Source organism: Pseudoclavibacter sp. Marseille-Q434 (assembly GCF_050315415.1).
Taxonomy (GTDB): Bacteria; Actinomycetota; Actinomycetes; order Actinomycetales; family Microbacteriaceae; genus Pseudoclavibacter.
Window position 1 is genome coordinate 242,532 of sequence record NZ_JBNPQH010000004.1, and the last position, 16,432, is coordinate 258,963.

Sequence of the window (16,432 nt, forward strand, 5' to 3'; positions counted from 1 at the left end):
AACCGTGATTGTCCGGCCGCTTCGTCTTCGGGGTACCGAACGTATTCGGTTGGGTTCCGGGTGCTCCGTGTACGAGGGAGCGTGGCTGGAAGCAGAGGCCGGTGCGAACATCTCCATCGGTGACCGCACCTACCTCGGCCATGATGTGCATGTGCATGCGGTGGGGGACGTCCGCATCGGATCCGGAGTTCTGCTCGCCGACGGCGTCCTCGTGAGCTCCGGAGGGCATGACATGTCAGACGACAAGTCACTGGTACCGGGAGCCCCGATCGTCATCGGCGACAACTGCTTCGTCGGTCAACGAGCCATCGTCGTCGCAGGTGTCACCATCGGCGACGGCGCGATCATCGGCGCGGGAGCGGTCGTGACGCGCGACGTGCCGGCGGGGGCGACTGCAGCTGGTGTGCCGGCCCGAGTGGTCGCTCGCGCTTCGAAGGAACCTGGCGAGTGAGTGCCCGCCGTCTTCTCCTCCTGAGTCCGGGCTTCCATGGGTATTGGCGCGCGATATCCGCCGCCTTCAAGACGCTCGGGTATGACGTCCACAGCCACCCCTACGATGAGCACTCCAGTGTGCTCGAGCGAGCCCAGAACAAGCTCATGCACGAGCTCCCGGAATCCCTGAGGTGGCGTGCTGCGGAAGGATCCGCGACGGATCGTGCCATCTCGGTACTCCGCTCAACTCGCTTCGACGCAGTCGTCGTTGTCAAGGGTGACCAGCTCGGTGCCGGGTGGTGGGATGCGCTTGCGGCCAGCAACGTCCCGAGCGTCGTCTGGCTGTACGACGAGATCCGACGCACGCGGTACACGACGCAGGTTCTTTCGGAGGTCGGGCCGATAGCCAGCTACAGCTTGAGTGACGTCGAGGCTCTCCGTAGCGACGGCCTGACAGTCGGGCACGTTCCGCTCGGGTTCGACTCGCTGCTCGGTTATTCGACGGTCCCGTCGTCGTCGCTCACGCTCGTCGGCGCGAGGTACGAGAACCGGGAGGCTCTGGTCCGCGAAGTGCAAGCCGGTGGCGTACCGGTGCGAGCCTACGGCCGCGAGTGGTCGCGCAATTTCTGGGACGTGGTGCGGACACGGCGCATCACGAGCCCCGGCGTTCCCTCGGGCCCGGATCTGGGACGGAGCGCCGCGTACGGTGTCATGGCCGGAAGCCTTGCGACGTTGAACATCCATTCCGATCAGGATGGCTTCACGATGAGAACGTTCGAAGCCGCCGGTGTCGGGGCACTCGAACTCGTGGACAGGGCAGACGTCGCTGACTTCTACGAAGTGGGCGAGGAAGTTCTCGTCTTTGAAGGCTCTCAGGACATCATCGAGCTTCTTCATCGCGCGCAGCGCGATACGCAGTGGTCGACGCGAATTCGGACAGCCGCTCGCGAGCGGACTCTTGCGGAGCACACGCTCGTCCACAGAGCCAGGGCACTGGAGGCATTTTGGGTCTGAAGATTCCCGAGGACGTGGCCGAGTGGCATCGCTGGCAACAGTCCCGCTCGCTCAAGAGCAGGGTGCAAAATCGCGTGAGGCCGTCGAAAGCGAGCCCGGGCTTCGTGCTGCTGACAAACGGCGCGGCCCCGAGGCTCCTCGTCGTCATCGAAGCACCCAAGCCGAGCACCGTGGCTGCGTACGCAGCGCCACTGCGGTCACTGGCTGACACGTCCGTCGCTGTGCTTGCGCCCACTGACGTGAGTGGCTTGCTCGGCGGCAACTGGCAGACAACGCAGCTTCTGGGGCACGGACTGCCCGAGGTGCTGCGCGAAGTCAGGGCTGTATATTCCGCTGGCAACTATCTGCCGGGGGGCGCGCTGAGCTATCGCTGGAGTCAGGAACTGGGTGCGCGCTTCGTCGTCGCGCAACACGGCCTCATGACTCCGTATGCTCCCCCACTGGCTCACGGGACTCATCTGCTGGCGTTCTCTTCCGAGGATGCCGACTTCTGGAAATCTGGGCGCACGGATGTCACCCATGAAGTCGTCGGAGGACAGATCCTCTGGGATGCCGCGAAGCGTGAATCCCTTGATGAAGGGACGAGAGATGATCGTCCCGTGTTCCTCGGGCAACTCCACGGGGCAGAGCTGCCAAGGGCCATCAGCGGGGGAACGGCGGTCCGTTTTTGCAAGCAGACTGGAGCGGAGTACCGTCCGCATCCGGCCGAGACCGACAAGCTCTCGCAGTTGCAGCATCGCTTTTGGCGGGCCAGAGGGGTGCGGTTCGAGTCGTCGGGTCGCTCTCTCGCTCATCTCAACCGGCCTGTGGTCTCTGTCTTCTCTACGGGAGTCCTGGAGGCCGCTGCGGCTGGCCAGCCGGCGTGGGTGAGTTGTGTGAATGCGCCTGAGTGGGTGCGTGATTTCTGGGAGCGCTACGATCTGTCCGAGTGGGGTGGCGATCCAACGCCTGCCCCACCCGTTCCCCCGGTAGAACCAGCCAAAGCTATCGCCGCGAGCCTCGCGCGCATTCTGGAAGGAACAGCATGAGGATGCTCTGCGTGATCCCGGTCCGGGGAGGGTCGAAAGGCATCCCAGGCAAGAATCGGCGTCTCGTCGCGGGCAAGCCCCTGCTCGTGTGGACGATCGAGCAGGCGTTGGCGGCGCAGCCGAAGATGGACGTGCTCGTCTCGACCGATGACGAGCAGCTTGCTGACATCGCGCGCTCCGCAGGCGCGGAGGTGCCCTGGCTGCGTCCGGCGCATCTCGCCGAAGACACGACGGCGACAGAGCCCGTTGTCGAGCATGCGATCGCTTCGTATACGGCCGAGGGCAGGCGTCCCGATGCGGTGATGCTCCTGCAAGTGACGTCTCCTGTGCGCCTCGAGGGCACGCTCGACCGCGCCATCGAGCAGTTCGTCGCTTCGGGTGTCGACTCCATGGTCGGAGCCGTCCCGCAGACGCCATTCCTCTGGCAGTACGGCGCGGATGAGCACGACCAGCCGCGCGCGCACTTCACCATCGGCGCACGCCCCCGCCGCCAGGAGCTCGATCGCACGCAGATGTTCTATCGCGAGACCGGTTCCCTCTACGTCACCAGCACCGAGATCTACGAGCGCGAGCACAACCGCCTCGGAGGCAAGATCGGCATCTTCGAGATGGATGATCTGGAGGGCGTCGATATCGACACCGAGCTCGATCTTTCCATCGCAGACCACCAGCTCACGCAGCTCCACCGCGACACGGCAAACGCCACCTCGGCAGCTTCAGCAGGACCAACAGACAAGGACTCCGCTCAGTGATCTTCGAGCGCAACCTCACCCCCTACATCGTCTTCGCGGAAGACCCGATCGTTGTCGGGCTTCAGAAGATCAGCGCCAACCAGCAGCGCATCGTCTTCTGCGTCGATGAGCACGGGCGGCTCAAGGGCTCCCTGTCGGATGGTGACTTCCGTCGATGGATCGTCGCGAACCCGACGGCGTCCCTCGACGTCACGTGTGTCGAGGTCTCCAACACCAGCGTGACCTCAGCCCCAGCGACGTCCACGCCAGCAGACCTGGCTCCGTTGCTCGGCAAGGGCGGCATCACGCATCTGCCCCTCGTCGACGCCACAAACCACCTCATCGCGGTCGCCATCGACCGCAATGACGTGCTGCGAATCGGTGCTCACGAGATCGGGCCAGGTCATCCCGCGTTCCTCATCGCAGAGATCGGCAACAACCACAACGGTGACGTCGACCTGGCCAAGCGCCTCGTGGACCTCGCAGCGGATGCCGGTGCGGACGCGGTCAAGTTCCAGCTTCGCGACATGGACGCGCTCTACCGGCAGAGCGGTGCTTCGACCGCTGGAGAAGACCTCGGGGCTCAGTACACGCTCGATCTCCTTTCGCGGGTCTCCCTCCCAGCAGAGAAGCTCTTCACCGTCTTCGACCACGCGAGAGATCGCGGCGTCGACCTGATGTGCACGCCGTGGGACGGCCCGAGCGTGCAGGCTCTCGTTGACTACGGCATCGAGGGTCTCAAGATCGCTTCGGCCGACCTCACGAACCACGAGCTGCTCCGGGATGCGGGTTCTCGCGGCCTCCCGCTCATCCTCTCGACCGGCATGTCGCGCGAGTCCGAGATCCTCGAGACCGTGGGCCTCTTGCGCTCACTTGGTTCGAGTTTCGCGCTGCTCCACACGCAGTCGACGTATCCGGCGCCGTTCAAGGACCTCAACCTGGCCTACCTTGATCGTCTTGCCGAGATCGGCGACTGCATCGTCGGATATTCCGGGCATGAGCGCGGATGGCACGTGCCGGTTGCGGCGGTCGCTCGGGGCGCGCGCATCATCGAGAAGCACTTCACGGTCGACCGCGGCATGGAAGGCAACGACCACACGGTGTCGCTGCTCCCCGAGGAGTTCGCGACCATGGTCGAGCAGGTTCGAGACATCGAGATCGCCCTCGGTGACGCCGCTCCTCGCGAGGTGTCGACCGGCGAGCTCATGAACCGGACGACGCTCGCGAAGTCGCTGGTCGCCGCGCGGGAACTTCAGGAGGGTGAGGTGCTGCGGGCAGAGGACATCGCGGTCAAGAGCCCGGGGCGTGGACTGCAGCCGAACCGCCTCGACGAACTCGTCGGGCGCAAGGTGAACCACGACATGGCCGAGGGCGAGTTCTTCTTCGAGAGCGATCTGACCGACACGGCGTCGGTCGGCCGTGAGTTCGAGTTCCGCCGACCGTGGGGGCTGCCGGTGCGCTACCACGACTACAAGAAGCTCATCGAGAACTCGACGCCTGACTTCCTCGAGTTCCACTTCTCGTACAAAGACCTCGAGGTCGATCTCGACAGCTTCTTCACGGAGCCGCTCGACATGGACTTCACGACCCACCTCCCCGACCTCTTCTCCGGCGATTTCCTCGTCGATCTGGCGTCGCCAGATGACGCCCACTGGGAGCGGTCGATCCGCGAGGTGCAGCGCACGATCGACACCACCCGCGGCTTGAAGAAGTGGTTCCTCCGCTCGAGCGAACCGATCATGGTCGTCACCATGGGTGGGTTCACGAAGGACAAGCACGTTCCGGCCGAAGCGCGCGGCGCTATGTATGCGCGCATCGCGGATGCGGTCAAGCGCCTGGACACCGACGGCGTCCGCATCGCCGCGCAGACGCTCCCGCCGTTCCCATGGCTCATGGGTGGTCAGCAGTTCCACAACCTCTTCCTCGACCCGCACGACACCGCGGAGTTCTCCGCAACGACGGGCACGAAGCTCTGCTTCGACGTGTCGCACTCGAAGCTCGCCGCGAACTTCCTCGGGATGCAGTTCTCGGAGTACACCGAGCTGATCGCCCCGCACAGCATTCACCTTCACCTTGTTGACGCGACCGGAGTCGATGGGGAAGGCGTGCAGGTCGGTGACGGCGAGGTCGACTGGCCGCTGCTCGCAGGCCAGCTCGACGAGTTCACGCCCGGGGCTCCGTTCATCCCGGAGATCTGGCAGGGGCACATCGACAACGGTCAGGGCTTCTGGACGGCGCTCGACAGACTCGAGCAATGGCTGTAGCCGAATCTGAGGCCGACGCCCAGAGCGTGCAGGCTCAGCGGCCGATCGCGTTATGGGTCGTTCCCGTGTCCGGGCTCGGGGGAGTGGCTCGCCACGTGCTCGACGTCGCAGCTGCGGGCCTCCCCGGGTACGAGCTCGTCGTGCTCTCACCAGAGGGGCCGCTCGCCGCGGAACTCAGAGATCGCGGTGCTCGAGTCGCCGTGGGGAAGTTCGGCCCGGACTTCGGCGTACTGGCCTCGATCCGGACGCTGCGGACTGCAGCACAGCGTCTGCGGCCGGCTGTCGTTCACTCGCATCTTGCCTACGCCGACGTCATCGTCGCGGCAACACCTCTGCCGCCCGGCACCGTTCGAGTCACGACTGAGCACGGCATCGCCGGCGACGACGAGGTGTACCACCGGACTGCTGCCAAATCGAAGGTCATGGCGAAGGTCCACGGGGCCCGTCTTCGTCGGTTCGACCGCGTCATCGCTGTCGCGGAGGCAACACGACGTGCCATGATCGACAAGTGGTCGCCGTCGCAGGAGATCCGCGTGATCTTGAACGGGGTCGACCCGGTTGAGTCGCCGCGTCCTGCCAGACCGGAGCGGGCTGCGCTGCGCATCCTGGCGCTTGCGAGGCTCTCGCCGGAGAAGCGGATCCCGCAGCTCCTCAGGGCCTTCAGGGTCGTCCTCGACGCGCGCCCTGACGCGCACCTGACGATCGCGGGAGTGGGCGAGCTGGACAGCGAGCTGAAGGCGCTTGCCGACGACCTCGGCATCTCCGAGTCGGTGGCGTTCCCCGGCTTCGTCGACCCAGAGGAAGCGATGGCGGACGCGGACGTGCTCGCTCAGCTCTCGGTCTGGGAGAACTGCTCCTACTCGCTGCTGGACGCGGCGAACAGGGGCATGCGCGTCATCGCGTCGCGAGTCGGGGGCAACCCGGAGATCGTCGCCCCGCGCGGCCTCGTCGACGCTGATGACATCAATGCCGTGGCAGCGGCGCTCCTCGACGAGGCCGCAGAGACGCACCTCGACAACTGGCTGTCCGTTGCCGACATGACGCGTGCTGTAGCTGAGGTCTACGCAGAGGCGCTGGGCACGGCCAAGGATCGAGCGCTGCCCGACCACGTCACCTTGGCGACGAACAACGGGGATATCGGCGGGGGCGAGGTCATGCTGTTGAGCATCGCCGACGCGCTTCGAACGCTCGGCGTCGCCGTCACCATCGTGGGTCCCTCCGAGCCGGCTGCGCTCGTAGCGGCTGCGCGCGAGCGCGGACACTCGGTCGTCGAGCTGCCGGCTAGGGGGCGCAAGCAGTGGATCGCCCAGCTGCGGAGCTGGGATGCGAAGAACCGAGAGGGCCTGCTGTGGTGTAACGGCCTGGTTCCCGCCTTCGCGACCTCGTTCCATCCCCAGCGCATCGTTCACCTGCATCAGCGGCCGACGGGGGCGCAGCGACTGCTCGCGCCCATCGCGCGATTCCGGAGCCTCCGGACGCTGGTCCCGTCACTGTCCATGCAGGAGGCCATCCCGGGATCGACGGTTCTCTTCAACTGGTCCGAGCGAGTCGTGCTTCCGAGCGTCCGTGAACGCGCAGATGAAGAGCCGACCATGATCGGATTTCTCGGCCGCTTCTCGGTCGATAAAGGCGTGCCGGTGTTGGCCGAGGCCCTTCTAAAACTTCAGCGAACTCACCCCGGACGTTTCAAGCTCAGAATGGGCGGTGAGCCGCGATTCGTCGGCGAGGTGTCAAGGCAGGCAGTGGAGGCTGCAATTCGACCTGTGCAAGACCTCGTGGAGTTCGCGGGGTGGGTTTCGCGCGACGAGTTCTTTGGCAGTATCGACTTGCTCGTTGTTCCTTCGGTCTGGGCAGAACCGTTCGGGCTCGTGGTCACCGAGGCCATGTCTGCCCGTGTGCCCGTGATCGTCAGCGACGCCGGTGCGTTGCCCGAGGTGCTTGGTTCAGACTCAGACACGTTCACAGCGGGAGACCCTGCGGCGCTTCGGGACGCCATCTTGAAGAAGGTTGACGGCGGTCTACGGTCAGCTGTGGAAGAACGGCAACTGAGGTGGCAGGACCTGTACAGCCCTAGTGCGGGCCGACTAGCGGTGGCTCAAGTCCTCGCCGGTCGAAAGCTTCCACGGCGGTCGTCGTGAGCACTGGAGCGTCTGTCCAGGCGCCGAGCCGGGATCAGGCCACCGATCTTGCCCGCGGGATCGCGATCATCGCGATTGTGGCCGGACACGTCCTTCGCGGTCTCTCAGCCGCGAAGCTGGTCGACGGTACTTCGACTTCATACGTCTTCGCCGACACCCTCCTTTACGGTTTCCACCTGTCTGTCTTCGCGCTCCTCGCAGGCCTCTTCATTCGGCGAGGCGTCGACAGGCAGGGCCGATGGAAGTACTTGTGGACTCGGGACGCGACGTTCCTGTACCTGTACGTGCTTTGGAGCCTGATACAGGGTGGGGTCAAGTTGCTCAGCGCCGGGCTGGTCAACACTCCGGTCACGCCAATGGAAGTTCTTGACCTTGTTCACCCGGAGGGCCATCTCTGGTTTCTGCCGTGGCTCATGATCGCCACGACTTTGGCGGTTGTCGCGCGCCCTTGGGCCAGCCAGCGACGAGCGGCCGTCACACTCGTGGCGGCGGGGGTCATCAGCTTGCTCACCTGGGGGTACGCCGGCGATGTGATCGGACCAGAGGGGCTGCCTCTCTGGATGTTCTTCGCTGTCGGTGTGACCGTCGGGGATCGCCGATTCCGTGCGCAGCTCTCCCGGATTGCGCCCGTGCCGGCAGTGTCGATCGCTGGGCTGGCGGCAATAGCGTACGTGGTGGCAGTCGCCTTTCTGCCCGTGACCGCTCCCACTCTCGGCCTCGACACGCGTACTGCGTTCTCTGTGGCTCTTGGTGCGGTCACCTCCTGGGTGGGCGTCGTGTGCGTGCTTTCGGCCTCGCGTTTCATCTCGAGCCTGAAGTCGAATCCTGTCTCGCGGGTCCTGGCGCTCCTCGGAACGCGGTCCCTAGAGATCTACCTTGCCCATGGCGTAGCGCTCTCTGGAACGCGCATCGCGCTTGTCGCACTCGGAGTGACCTCGCTTCCCGTGCACATCGCGGCAGGTATCGGTCTCGGCCTGTTTGCTCCCTTACTGCTCTGGTGGCTCATGCGCAGGCTGGGCATGCCATGGCTCTTCCAGGCGCCCAGTCGGCTGCTGCCAAGAGGGTAGGGGCGGGAGTCGCTCAGCGGCGGCGATGTTTGTGTTGCGTGTCAGCGTCTGACCGCGTTGCGAGCACGGATGACGATAGTGCTCGGCAGTCTCCTCAGTTTGTCCTTGAGTACAGCGTTTCTGCGAGCTCGCTGCCCAGCCAGCTTCGTGTTGGCGTCGATAACCCTGCCGCGTTCAATGTCGCCGAGGGCATTGAGGAGCGTCGTCGCGTAGTCCTCATGCGTCCAGATCGGCGACGTGAGCAGGGACGCTAGCTTGGGGTTGTCGTCCGCGATCTCTATCTCGCAGCCGCAAGCCCTACCTTCCAGCACGGCTCTCTCGCCGCCTCCCTGCAGGATGCAGGGTACGAGGACTCGCCGTGCGTGGTTGTAGAGGTCCGCGAGGCCCTCGTGTGACTGGTACGACGAGAGCTCGATGCCGCCGTTCTTTAGGGCGGCGACCAGATCTGGTTTCGCGGACGACAAGTCCCCGATTGCCAGCCTGCGTCCCGACTTTTCCATCAGCCGCTCTGGTCGCTTGAAGGCAGCCAACCGTCCGACCATGAGCCAGTCGTAGTCTCGCGGGCCGCGGTTCGTGACACGCATCACCCGCGTGTCTACGCCGAAGGCCTGCACCGCAAACGGGTGGGGTCCAGTGAACTGCTCATACCAGGGCGTCTCGTAGAAAATGACGTCAAAACGACGCATCTGGATTGGCGCGGGCGGAAGGGTGGAACCCGCGATGAGAAGCCCCACGGGCACGTCGGGGCGCTTCCAGAGAGCACGGTCGGTTGCCTGCGCCGGGTACCAGTTCCAATCGCTGCGCACCAGCACGAAGTCCGCGTCGGCGATTTTCGCGCTCTGATCGTCCGCGTCGTCGTTGTACGGATGCACATTCAGCCAGGTGACCTCATGCTGCTGCGCAACGATCTCGACTGCCGCGGTGAACCCGTCGTGGTCGATGCCATCCGTGCCGAATGCTTCAGAGATGCGAGGTACTGCGTGGACGATGTTGATGCGCAAAGCGAACCAGTTTCTTGAATCGTGCTTCGGTGGACAGGGACTATGAGCGGTGCTGTGTAGGCAGCACCGAGTAGCGCAGCTCTTGGTGAAGCGTCCCGAGCGCATCCACCTTGCGGCCGCCAATCTGTCTGAGCGCGTTGACGGAGAAGTTGATCAGGGCGGCCGCAGCCAACGCGACTCGTAGTAGGAGCGGCGACTGCTTCCACTTCTGGGCGTATCTCAGCGCCGAGCTCAACATCCACGCACGTCGACGACTTGGATCTGACGACCCGCCGCTCTCGTGGGTTGCTTGGACGGTGCCGAGGAACACGGACGGGATGTTCCTGTTCCGAAGCCGACGTTGGAGATCGACTTCTTCTGAGTTCATGTAGAAGCCTTCGTCGAACCCGTGCACGCTGCGGAAAGCGCTCGTCGGAAGCAACATGACCGCCCCCACAACCCAGTCGACCTCGAGCGTGTTTCCTGTGACCGCTCTCGTGTCGTGCCCGACGGCTTCATGCCACCGGTTCGAGTGGCGATATCGGGCTAACGCGCTCAGTGCTGCAACGAAATGGTGACCAACGGTTGGGAAGTGGCGCGCGGGCCACTGCGAGTTGCCGTGTTCATCGACGATCTGCGGTGATACGACGGCCGGCATGAGCGGAGCGCACTGTGCTGCCAGATCGCGCACGAAGCTCTTGGGTATCTCCAGATCACTGTTAAGGATCAGGATCGTTTCATGGTCCGCGAGGAGCACACCCGAATTGATGGCGCTCCCGTAACCCCCGTTCTTCTCCCGGCGCACCACTGTTGCTCCGACTATCGCCTCGAGCGGAGTCGGGGAGCAGTCATCGACGACGATGATCTGCAATGGGGGACAGTCGTCTTGTGCGCGGAGGGAATCCACCAGGGCTGCAGTTGGGCTTCGGTCGCCGTAGTGCGGAACGACGACAGAGATCCCAAGCCGCGGATCGTTAGCTTGCATTGGGTTGCACCATTCTCTGAGCTGGAAAGATCAAGACCTTGCTCGTGGTCAGGCGACGGTTCACGGTTCTGTCCGCTTTGCCGTTCGCGTCTCCTGGGCGAGTTCGCGTGACTTCTGCGCGCGGAACTTCGACATATCGTGCCCGCCATCACGTGTGCCGGCGCGTCCAGCAGACTCCACGAGCAGTGCGACCAGCTTCGCGCCGACCGCGGCCGGCAAGACCCGTAAGACTCCGTCTGCGAGCCGCCCGGCCCGCGCGTAGCTCGAATGTGTGCGAAGCGCGGAGGAAGTGAGCGCCACCGCGGAGTTCCAGAGTCTGCCGCCGAATCCGACCTTGCCGGTGGGCGCTGCCTGCTGCGACGCTTCGGGATGCCTGCGCTGAAAGGCGGCCCTCGAGGCTCCGGCGACGAAGGCTCGAGGCGCACGAGCTGCCACCGTGATGGCGGGGCCGTGGTGCTCGGTCTGGAGCTGAGGATCGACGACGATAGGCAGCCCTGCAGCATGCAACCGGAACCCGAGCTCGGAATCCTCGCCGTACCAAAGCTCGGGGTCGAAGCTTCCGACGTTCTCGATCACCTCTCGGGGGGCGGAGTTGTTCGCAGCCCATCCCACCCAGCGTTCCCTCTCGGGACGGGCGTACGCCGACGCAAGGGCCCGCCGATTGGAGGGTTCGCCGTAGATCTGCGCATAGCGCCCGCCCGGAAACACATCAAGGGTGGGGCCGATCACTCCACACGCTGCATCGACGTGGTGGCTCATGTGAAGGCGAACGAAGTCGGGCCGCGGCGCGAGGTCGTCGTCGCAGCGGATGATGATCCGCCCGCGTGCTTGGGTCACGCCGTCCCGCATCGCCGCGGCGACCCCGCCTGAGCGTTCTCGGATGAAGAGGCGCAGGGGGAGGGTGTCCTTGTAGGTGTGCAGTAGCCGGAGGCTCTGCTCGTCCCGACCGTCGAGGACGACGAGAAGTTCCCATGTGCCCTTGTAGTCCTGCCTCGCGAAGCACTCGAGCAGTCGCGGAAGGCGGTGCGAACCCCTGTGGGACGGGACGACGACGGTGCAGTCCAATGCAGACGGGTGAGTCACGGACCCGATGCTACCGCGAGGCCCGGTCTGCTCTGGAGGAAGTGTCATGCGCTGGATGCCAGGTTGTCCGCAGCAAGCGCCACCTCGCGCAGGGAACGCTGCAAGCGTGGTGCATCGAGGTTGAAGTCGGTTGCGAGCACGGCGAGACGGTGACGCCAGTCGAGTCTCTCTAGCGCACGTCGGCGATTTTCGCGTGCAGCGCCTGGAGTCCAGTTGGCGAGCGCGGCAGAGATCTCCTCGAGTCCAATCGCGCGATCTGTTGAGCTGAGTTCAAGACAGGACCCTGGCCAGAGCAACTGCTCGGCGACGGCTGTTCTCGGCGCAATACCAGCGACCGACGCCCCTGCAGCGAGCGCGTTGAGCCATCGACCGGTGAGGTACTCACGTGTTGGGTGTGTGTAGCTGCTCTGGTGGCTTCGGTTGGAGAACGCGAGAACGAACTTCGCATCGGCAGTGGCGTCGTCGACGCGTTTCTGAGATGCGTCATCGGAGTCTTCGAAGGGCGGGCGCCCACGGAATGCCATACCGAACTCCGAGGCGGCTGCTGCCGTCTGCTCGTCGTCGTCCCAGGCGTCAGGTTGCCGCCCTATGCGTTGCAGGTCGGTCGCTCGAGCTTCTCTGAACGGCATGCGGAGGGCATCGGCTCCCCAGGGCAGTGACGAGACCGACCGAACACCAGCGTCTTCCCAACCTGCGATGTCGTCGGGGTCTGTCACGTAGATGTGGTCGTAGTACCGGTTGTCGCGCGCAACGCGAGGAACGCGGTCCGTCCAGAAGCTGTCGATCACCCAACCACGGACTGTGTCGTAGGACCGGAGCCAGCTCGGCTGGTGCAGGATCGCGTTGAGGTGGCCAGGCTGAGGAGCGATGACCAGCGCAGCTCGGCCAATGCCGGGTCGGCGTCGAGGCGGCAGCATCCCTCGAAGCAGGTGCTGCTTCGAGTACGGGGCGGATGCGTCATGCCGCCACAGTGTCGCCCCGAGTTCCTCCGCTGCCAGTTGGCCGAGGCGCTCGATGGGACCCCAACCGCGGCCACCCGGGTGCGACAGGATGATGTCGAGCTCGCTCATGCGTTGTCCTCTGCCGGTGGATGGTCAGACGCCAATTCCGCGGCCGGGGGGGCACCGAGGAGACGGTACTTGAGGTGACCGGACGCCGTTCCGAACGCGCTGCCCAAGGAACGCGCGGCTTGGAGCCGAGTCGACGGCTTCAAGAACTGAGGCGACGCCTGTACGGCGCGGATCATCTCATCGAGAGCTCCTCGGTACGAGACCGGAGAGAGATCGGCCTTGGCGTTGTATCGAGCCCAGAGCTGGATCCGTGTTCGTGAGGAGTTGTAAGCCTGCTTGTATGTTCCCCTCACGGTGCTTCGTTGCAGGTAGGACAGTTCGGCGTCATCGACCGCGGTGAGAGTTGCTCCCATCCGCTGAAGTCGCCACGAAAACTCGACTTCGTCGTGACCGCCCCAGAAGCTCTCGTCGAACCCCCCAGCTTCGAGAAACGTCGCTCGACGCACCCCCATGTTCGCGCCGAGCGCGTAGGGCAGGTACCCGAGGCAGTCGCGGAGGCTGGCGGCGGCCGAGCGGTCTTCAACGCGTCCACCATTCCGGTCGAGCCAGATGGGCACGCTCAGTCCTCCCACGACGTCGGATTCGTCGAGTGCGGTGCTGAGGGCCGCTACCCACCGAGCGGAGACGACATCGTCGTGGTCGCAAATGAGGACCTTGTCACCTCGAGCGTGTTGGACCCCGGTATTACGGGCGTAGTTGACGCCGGGTTTCTGGCCCGCGTCGACGATCCGAAGGTCACGGAATCTGTGACCGTACGCCAGCGCCACCGATCTGGTTCGGTCGGTGGAACCGTTGTCCGCGATGAGCACTTCGAAGGTCGGGGCTTCGCGCTGGCAGGCCAGAGCTTCTAGCTGATCGGGGAGCTGCCGTTCCCCGTTCCGGACAGGAATGACAACAGAGACCTCCGGTGGGGAGGGTTCCGTCTCTCCGCTCGAGGACTCGATGCCGTAGATGGCGCGAATTTGAGTGCTGAACTGCTCGAGTCCGTAACGCTGCCGCACGAAGTTGGTGTCGATCGTGGAGGTTTGCGGGGGTGCAGTAGTCGTGAACGCTTCGATGACTGCTGCCGCGAAGCGAGTCGACGAATCGAAGGCCTCGAGAGACTGGGACCCGGACTCCACGCCCTCAAGCGCAACTTGAGTCCCGATCAGGGGCACTTCCCGGACGAGTGCGTCAAGGACTTTGAACTTCAGGCCCGCTCCCAGACGAAGTGGTGCGACAACCGCGCGAGCGCCTGAGTAAAGCTGGTCTATGTCGTCGACGAATCCGAGCAATTCGACGCCGGGCTTTGAGAACAGTGGCGACGCCTCGTCGGACGGCTTTCGTCCCGCGATGAGGAGACGCGCGTCCGGGATACTGGCGCGTACCGTCGGCCAGATATGACTCGTGAAGTAGGTCATCGCATCCGCGTTCTCCGCTCGATGCAGCGGACCCACGAAGAGCACGTAGGGCGGGTGGACGTCTCGTTTTTGGAGGATCTCGGACCCGGCTGCCAGGGGCGGGCGGACGACGACCACGGGGGCGTATCCCACGAGGAGAGACCGGTCTTTGTCGCTGAAGACGATGACGGTGTCAGCATGATCGGCAATCGATCGTTCCATGCGCTTGGAGCGTGCCCAAGCCAATCGGAAACGGGTGGTGTCCTTGACATTCGTCGCAGCGCGGGCTTCCCGAGACCACTTCTGGCTGTGGATGTCGTGCATCGTCGCGATGATGCGGGTTTCGGCCAGGTACCGCCGCAGAAGTGAAGCGAGGCCAGCGATCTCGGGCCACTGCAGATCGATGACGTCGGCGGATTTGAGCGCAGCCACGACTCGAGGATCGTGTCGGATTGCCCATCGCATCCCGTGCTCCGTGCGAGAAGGGAGCCCGCGCTCGCGGACATTGAGAAGCACGTTGAGCGCGCGTCCTCGCACGGATCGGTCCTGGGGCGCCTCTACGAGCAGAACTGTGATGCCGTCAACTTGTGAAGCAGCCGCCTCGTTGCTGGGTGACCTTGGCACGACGTAGGTCGTGTCCAGGCTGCCCAGTTCAGCTTCAAGGCGGGACAGGTACAGCTCGCCGGCGTTGTTCGGAAGCGACGGTGGAACAGTCGGTGAGAAGACGACCCTATTTGGCATGGTTCATGCTCTCCAGCTCGTCCAACTCGGTGGTGGACTTGGTCTCGGCAACGGGGCCGTCGAGGTGAGGGTTGAGCCCGGTGAAGTCTCCTCGGTGGACGAAGAACTTCAGTGCGATGAACACCGCGACTGCGAGCACGTATGCGAATGTCTCGTTCACGAGGTAGAGCGCCTGGGGGTTCTTGACGGAGAGCGTCAGCGCCATCAGGCTGCCTAGGAGAGGCAGCTTGAGGTTCCAGCGTATCGGCGCGAGAACGAGCGGCAAGATGAGCCAGATGGCGTACCAGGGTCGAAATGCCGGGCCGAGCAGGAAGAACGCCCCGAAGAGCACCGTCAACATCGTCGCTGGCTGAGTCATCCGCAGGACGGTGATCGTCAGGAGCGTTCCGACGAGGACGAGCACGAGGCAGATCGTGTCGAAGTGTTGCACAAAGAAACTCGAGGTGAATCGTTCGCCGAAGAGGCTTTCGAGGGGGATGCGGAGTATCTGCAAGGGGGCGCTCGAACGATACCCCGGCGTGCCGGTCGCGCTCATGAAAGCCTGGCCGACACCAGTGAGCGGCCCCGAGATCAATAGCAACCCGAGCGCACCGACCGCGGTCGATATCCCTTCCGCGTATGCGGTGAGTGGCCGGCGGAAGACGTTGCCCGCGGCCCCGTCCAGAACCCCGAAGGCGGGAAGAAGCGCTGCGAAGGCGAGCGCTTGAGGTTTCACGGTTGCAGCAAGGCCGAGCAGGAGCGCAGCACCGAGGATGCGTGCAGCTGGGTTCTGGCAGCGGACAGCCCACCAGACGGCCGCCACAGCGAGCCCGAACGCAAGCGCGTCATTGTGTGCCGCTCCGCAAAGCTCGAGCAGCGTGAATGGATTGAGGATGACGAGACCGAACGCAAGACGCGGATCGAAGCCCGCTGCGGTCGCAATGCGTGGCAGGCAGACGCCAGCGAGGACAACGCCAGCGACGGCGGGGACGTGCATCAGTAAGAGGCTGGCAACGGGATGCGCTCCTGCGATCGCGACGACCGCCGCGGAAGTAAGCAACGCGCCGGCGGGGTATCCGACAGTTGTGCCCGCCCATGAGCCGACCCAGTGTGAAAAGGGTCCTTCGATGCTGGCTGCTGGCTCGATAGTCGGGTCGTACCCCTGCAGCACGACCCAGCCTTGTTCAACGTAGTTGAACACGTCTGCAGTCAGAGCTAGGAACTGCGGCGCAGTCCAGGCTGCAAACGCGATCCAGAGCCGTCGAAAGGACGGCCGGGCCAGGACGACGAGCCAACAAACCACGAGGACAACGATTGTCCAAACGTGGACGTTGTAGATGACTTGAGTCCCGGTGTTCCCACGTGCGCGTTCCAGCACTGCCGCGAACGGCATGTTTTCGGGAAGACGAGGCGCTTCGACAATGCTGGCGGCCGCGATGGCGAATGAGGCCGCTGCACCCAGAGCGACTACGGTCGCGAAAAGCCCGATCCCGGAGGGATCGAACGGTGTCCAGCGCCGCTCGCTTTGAAACGTCACCATC

The 16,432-nt window shown here is 64.4% G+C and carries 13 protein-coding genes; 7 read left to right on the forward strand and 6 right to left on the reverse strand.

Annotation, left to right across the window (positions count from 1 at the left end; all coding sequences use genetic code 11):
• Window positions 1–67 precede the first annotated feature (67 nt).
• The 7 genes from ACQFZP_RS15755 to ACQFZP_RS15785 are packed head-to-tail and all read left to right on the forward strand — an operon-like array spanning window position 68 to window position 8,674.
• Window positions 68–451: an acyltransferase gene (locus tag ACQFZP_RS15755; protein WP_307852922.1), complete on the forward strand. Its 384-nt coding sequence runs from the start codon at window positions 68–70 to the stop codon at window positions 449–451.
• Window positions 448–1,446, forward strand: a complete 999-nt coding sequence (locus ACQFZP_RS15760) for a CgeB family protein (RefSeq protein WP_211891992.1) — start codon at window positions 448–450, stop codon at window positions 1,444–1,446. The genes ACQFZP_RS15755 and ACQFZP_RS15760 overlap by 4 nt, the downstream gene beginning before the upstream one ends.
• Window positions 1,437–2,474, forward strand: a complete 1,038-nt coding sequence (locus ACQFZP_RS15765) for an RNA-binding protein (RefSeq protein ID WP_211891993.1) — start codon at window positions 1,437–1,439, stop codon at window positions 2,472–2,474. Before ACQFZP_RS15760 ends, ACQFZP_RS15765 begins: the two co-directional genes overlap by 10 nt.
• The gene (locus tag ACQFZP_RS15770; RefSeq protein WP_211891994.1) at window positions 2,471–3,226 is read left to right on the forward strand and encodes a cytidylyltransferase domain-containing protein; all 756 of its coding nucleotides are present in this window, start codon (window positions 2,471–2,473) and stop codon (window positions 3,224–3,226) included. Before ACQFZP_RS15765 ends, ACQFZP_RS15770 begins: the two co-directional genes overlap by 4 nt.
• On the forward strand, window positions 3,223–5,469 hold the full coding sequence (locus ACQFZP_RS15775; protein WP_211891995.1) for an N-acetylneuraminate synthase family protein: 2,247 nt from the start codon (window positions 3,223–3,225) through the stop codon (window positions 5,467–5,469). Before ACQFZP_RS15770 ends, ACQFZP_RS15775 begins: the two co-directional genes overlap by 4 nt.
• Window positions 5,460–7,607, forward strand: a complete 2,148-nt coding sequence (locus ACQFZP_RS15780; RefSeq protein WP_211891996.1) for a glycosyltransferase family 4 protein — start codon at window positions 5,460–5,462, stop codon at window positions 7,605–7,607. Before ACQFZP_RS15775 ends, ACQFZP_RS15780 begins: the two co-directional genes overlap by 10 nt.
• Window positions 7,604–8,674, forward strand: a complete 1,071-nt coding sequence (locus tag ACQFZP_RS15785; RefSeq protein WP_211891997.1) for an acyltransferase family protein — start codon at window positions 7,604–7,606, stop codon at window positions 8,672–8,674. Before ACQFZP_RS15780 ends, ACQFZP_RS15785 begins: the two co-directional genes overlap by 4 nt.
• Window positions 8,675–8,715: 41 nt before the next feature.
• Here ACQFZP_RS15785 and ACQFZP_RS15790 read toward each other — a convergent pair whose 3' ends face one another.
• The 6 genes from ACQFZP_RS15790 to mptB all read right to left on the reverse strand — a co-directional run bounded on the left by ACQFZP_RS15790 (window position 8,716) and on the right by mptB (window position 16,431).
• Entirely contained in the window at window positions 8,716–9,675 is a 960-nt protein-coding gene (locus ACQFZP_RS15790) for a glycosyltransferase (RefSeq protein WP_211891998.1), read from the reverse strand.
• Between the two features lie 40 nt (window positions 9,676–9,715).
• On the reverse strand, window positions 9,716–10,639 hold the full coding sequence (locus ACQFZP_RS15795; protein ID WP_211891999.1) for a glycosyltransferase family 2 protein: 924 nt from the start codon (window positions 10,637–10,639) through the stop codon (window positions 9,716–9,718).
• A 60-nt stretch (window positions 10,640–10,699) separates the two neighbouring features.
• Window positions 10,700–11,722 carry a glycosyltransferase family 2 protein gene (locus ACQFZP_RS15800; RefSeq protein WP_211892000.1) on the reverse strand — a complete coding sequence of 341 codons (1,023 nt, stop codon included), beginning with the start codon at window positions 11,720–11,722 and terminating at the stop codon, window positions 10,700–10,702.
• Between the two features lie 44 nt (window positions 11,723–11,766).
• Window positions 11,767–12,510, reverse strand: a complete 744-nt coding sequence (locus tag ACQFZP_RS15805; protein ID WP_211892001.1) for a hypothetical protein — start codon at window positions 12,508–12,510, stop codon at window positions 11,767–11,769.
• 278 nt (window positions 12,511–12,788) lie between these two features.
• Window positions 12,789–14,393 (reverse strand): glycosyltransferase, encoded by a 1,605-nt coding sequence (locus ACQFZP_RS15810; RefSeq protein ID WP_211892002.1) that lies wholly within the window; start codon window positions 14,391–14,393, stop codon window positions 12,789–12,791.
• 508 nt (window positions 14,394–14,901) lie between these two features.
• Window positions 14,902–16,431, reverse strand: coding sequence for a polyprenol phosphomannose-dependent alpha 1,6 mannosyltransferase MptB (gene mptB, locus ACQFZP_RS15815; RefSeq protein WP_211892003.1), 1,530 nt, complete (start codon window positions 16,429–16,431; stop codon window positions 14,902–14,904).
• Window position 16,432: the final 1 nt, after the last annotated feature.